General features: G+C 62.6%; 5 protein-coding genes. 4 read left to right on the top strand and 1 reads right to left on the bottom strand.

What is annotated here, in order from left to right; all coding sequences use genetic code 11:
- Positions 1–140: 140 nt before the first annotated feature.
- From EOA28_RS28360 to EOA28_RS28345, 4 genes are all read left to right on the top strand, one after another.
- Complete coding sequence (locus tag EOA28_RS28360; protein WP_245463288.1) at positions 141–743, top strand: hypothetical protein; 603 nt, start codon at positions 141–143, stop codon at positions 741–743.
- Positions 744–790: 47 nt separating this feature from the next.
- Positions 791–1,261 carry an RDD family protein gene (locus EOA28_RS28355; protein WP_127253475.1) on the top strand — a complete coding sequence of 157 codons (471 nt, stop codon included), beginning with the start codon at positions 791–793 and terminating at the stop codon, positions 1,259–1,261.
- Positions 1,262–1,409: 148 nt separating this feature from the next.
- Positions 1,410–2,174, top strand: a complete 765-nt coding sequence (locus EOA28_RS28350; RefSeq protein WP_042640082.1) for an arginyltransferase — start codon at positions 1,410–1,412, stop codon at positions 2,172–2,174.
- A 124-nt stretch (positions 2,175–2,298) separates the two neighbouring features.
- On the top strand, positions 2,299–3,195 hold the full coding sequence (locus EOA28_RS28345; protein WP_127252979.1) for a DMT family transporter: 897 nt from the start codon (positions 2,299–2,301) through the stop codon (positions 3,193–3,195).
- Here EOA28_RS28345 and EOA28_RS28340 read toward each other — a convergent pair.
- Positions 3,183–3,742, bottom strand: a 560-nt coding sequence (locus EOA28_RS28340) for an AI-2E family transporter (protein ID WP_148670897.1), incomplete at its 5' end; no start/stop codon positions are given. The genes EOA28_RS28345 and EOA28_RS28340 overlap by 13 nt on opposite strands.

Genomic DNA, 3,742 nt, shown 5'->3' with positions numbered 1-3,742 from the left:
GTCATATTCAACTGCCTATCGCGTCTGCCTACCGCGGAAAATCTGTAAGAAGCGGCCGTATGAACCGTGAACTTGACCCGACGGCAACGCTTGCGTGCAATGGTGATAAACGAGGGAACCACGGGGGTGGCTGAGTTTTCATGTCCAAAAGCGATACCTTGCCTGGCACAGCGACTGGATTCCTGTCTGACCTACAGGCCCACCCCTTCTTCGTGGATCGGCGTGAAGGCCTGTTTCGTTTCATCGCGCTGCTCGTCGCCGCGATCTTCGTCTATCGCGGCATGAACAACGTCATCGTCGATCCGGGCCGCCTCCACGTCCTGCTGCTGACGATCTCCGAGACGCTTACCTTCATCTGGCTGCTTCTGGCGCGGCGGCCGATTGTCCGCGACTGGAGTCCTTTCACGGTATTCATTTCGCTGACAGCGGGTTTCGGCTCGGGCTTCGTCTCGCTTCAGGAGGGCGCCGCAATCATTCCGTTGTCTATCGCGGCGCCACTGCAGTTGCTGGCTTTGTGGCTGGTGATCTGGGGCAAGATGTCGCTCGGCCGCTCCTTCGCCATCCTGCCCGCCAATCGCGGCGTCGTCACCGGCGGGGGCCTACCGCTACGTGCGGCAGCTGACGGAAGAATATCGCCACTATCTCGGGCGGGTTCGCTACAGGCTCTGTCCCGGCATTTTCTGAGATCACGCCGCCCGCCCGCTGGCACGTTCCTTGAATTCCGGGCCACTCTCACCATTTGAGAATGCGGCAGGCATCCTTATGCGGATGCGGCGATCGAGGAACGGACATGAACGCACGCGTTTTGGATGGTGAGATCATTACGACCAGGTTCGATGACACCCGCGCCTATCGCGGGGTGAGGACAAGGCGGATCTTTGCCTTCCTGCTCGACTATTTCTTCGTCGCGCTGCTGACCATTCCCTTTGCCATACTGGTGGCCATTCTCGGGCTTTTGACCTTCGGCCTCGGCTGGGCGCTGTTTTCGGTGCTGGTGCCGATGGTCGCCATCCTCTACATCTGGAATACCTTGGGCAGCCGCGACCAAGCGACGACCGGCATGAAGATCATGGGCATCCGCCTGGAGAAGCTCGACGGCAGCCGTATCGACGGCATGACGGCGGTGGTGCATTCCGTTCTGTTCTGGGCAGGCAACGTCATCGTGACGCCGCTGGTGCTGCTGGTCACGCTGTTTTCCGACCGCAAGCGCACGCTGCACGACCTTTTGCTCGGCACCGTGGTCACCCGCACCGACATCTGACGGTGTCCAGGGTCGCGTCCATCGAACCGCCGCGCCGCCTGTGCCCAAATATGAACAGGCTTGGGCCGCCGCGCCCGCACAATCCTGTTGAATTTTTCGCCGGCCGGGCCAAAGGTAGGGCGATTCGCAGGAGCGTTTCCAAGATTAGATGACGCAGCATCCGACACAGTCGCCGCAGTTCTTCCTGACCGCGCCGTCGCCGTGTCCCTACCTGGAGGGACAGTTCGAGCGCAAGGTGTTCACGCACCTTGTCGGCGACAAGGCGCCGGAGATGAACGACCTGCTGACGCAAGGCGGCTTCCGGCGCTCGCAGAACATCGCCTACCGTCCGGCTTGCGAGTCCTGTCGCGCCTGCGTGTCGGTGCGCATCCTGGCGCAGGAATTCGATCCCAGCCGCAACATGCGCCGCGTCATCCAGCACAATGCCGATCTCGTCGGCGCCATGCATGACGCGCAGCCCTCGACCGAGCAATACTCTCTCTTCCGCAGCTATCTCGACGCCCGCCATCGCCGTGGCGGCATGTCGGACATGACCGTGCTCGACTATGCGATGATGGTGGAGGACACGCATGTCGACACCAAGATCATCGAATACCGGCGTCGTGGTCCTGATACCTTCATAACCGGCAAAGGCCAGGGCGAACTGATCGCCGTGGCGCTCACCGACAAGATGGCCGACGGCCTGTCGATGGTCTATTCCTACTTCAATCCCGACCTCGAGGACCGTTCGCTCGGCACCTTCATGATCCTCGACCACATCGCCCGTGCCAAGGCGATGGGCTTGCCCCACGTCTATCTCGGCTACTGGGTCAACGGCTCGCGCAAGATGAACTATAAGATGCGATTCATGCCGCAGGAGCATCTCGGCCCGAAGGGCTGGGAACGCTACGACCACGAAGCGGTCAGTCGCTGAGCCGCCCAACGCTTCACCCTTAAACTGTTTCAAGGAGGAGGACGCTGGTCTTTCGGCCGGCAGGCTGGAACGACCGCGTCACGGCCGCTTTGCGTCCCCTCAAGTTGCTTGCGAGATTGCCCGCATGCCCACCCATACCGACCACCAAAAAGGTCTGCTGATCACCGCCATCGGTGGCCTCACGCTGACCGTCGACATACCGCTGATCCGGCTTGCCGACGGCGCACCCTGGACGATCATGCTGCTGCGAACCGGCACCACCTTGCTGGCGGGGCTGGTGATGTGGGCGATCTGGAGGTCGCTGGACAGGAACGCGCCGAAGCTCATCCCGGGCTGGTCGGGACTTGCCGTTGCTGTCTGCTACGGTTTGACCGGCATAAGCTTCGTCACGGCCGTCTATCATACTTCGACCGCCGACCTTGTCTTCATCCTGGCCTTCAACACCGTTTTCGCGGCGCTGCTGTCGTGGCTCTTCCTCAAGGAAAGACCGCAGATTGCGACCGTAATCGCCATGTTGGCGATGATCCTCGGCGTGCTGATCATTGTCGGCGGCTCGGTCGGAACCGGGCATCTGTTCGGCGATTTCATGGCGCTTTGCTCGGCCTTCTTCGTTGCGCTCGCCATCACCATCTCGCGCGCCAGCGGCAAGGACATGGGCTTCACCGGGCTGGTCGGCGTCATCCTGCCGCTGGCGCTCGCCGCCTTCATGGTTTCGGGCGAAGGATTCCACGTGAACGCACCGTGGTGGATCATCTTCAACGGCGCCGTGATCATGCCGATCTCGTTCTTCTGCCTGGCCAATGGGCCGAAATACATTTCGGGGCCGGAGGTGGCGATGTTCTATCTTCTGGAGACCGTGCTGGCGCCGATCTGGGTCTGGCTGATCTTCGCCGAGGCTCCCACGCGCAACAGCCTGATCGGCGGCACGATCCTGATCGTGACGCTGGTGGCGCATTCGCTGTGGCAATTGCATGAGGGCCGCAAGAGGCGGGCGGCGCTTGCCGTGGTTCACCCGGCCTGAATCTTCCTTGGCTCGGCCGCCGCCTCGATCTGGGACGGCGCGCCGGTGTGATCGGCGACCGGGGGAGTCTCGTCCATCAATTCCACCTCGCGCAGCCATTCGCGCCAGATGGCGACGAGCAGGGCCATCAGCACCGGGCCGATGAACAGGCCGAGGAAGCCCATCGTCTTGACGCCGCCGATCAGGCCGAAAAAGGTCGGCAGGAAAGGCAGCTTGATCGGCCCGCCCACCAGCTTGGGCCGCAGCGTCTTGTCGACGATGAAGAGCTCGACCGCGCCCCATGTGAACAGCGCAAGGCCGGCGAACAGCTTGCCGCTGGCCGCGAGGTAGATCGAGACCAGGGTGAAGGAGAGTGGCGCGCCGCCGGGGATCAGCGCCATGATGCCGGTGAGCGCGCCAAGTGTCACCGGCGACGGCACGCCGGCGAGCCAATAGGCGATGCCAAGCACAAGGCCCTCGCCGATGGCGATGATGGTCATGCCCGTCACGGTCGAGGAGATGGTCGCCGGCACGACGCGCGAGATGCGCTCCCAGCGCGTCGGCAGGA

Source organism: Mesorhizobium sp. M2A.F.Ca.ET.067.02.1.1, from assembly GCF_004023285.1.
Lineage (GTDB): Bacteria > Pseudomonadota > Alphaproteobacteria > Rhizobiales > Rhizobiaceae > Mesorhizobium.
Note: the sequence above shows the minus strand (reverse complement) of the source record. Positions and strands in the feature narration are given on the sequence as shown.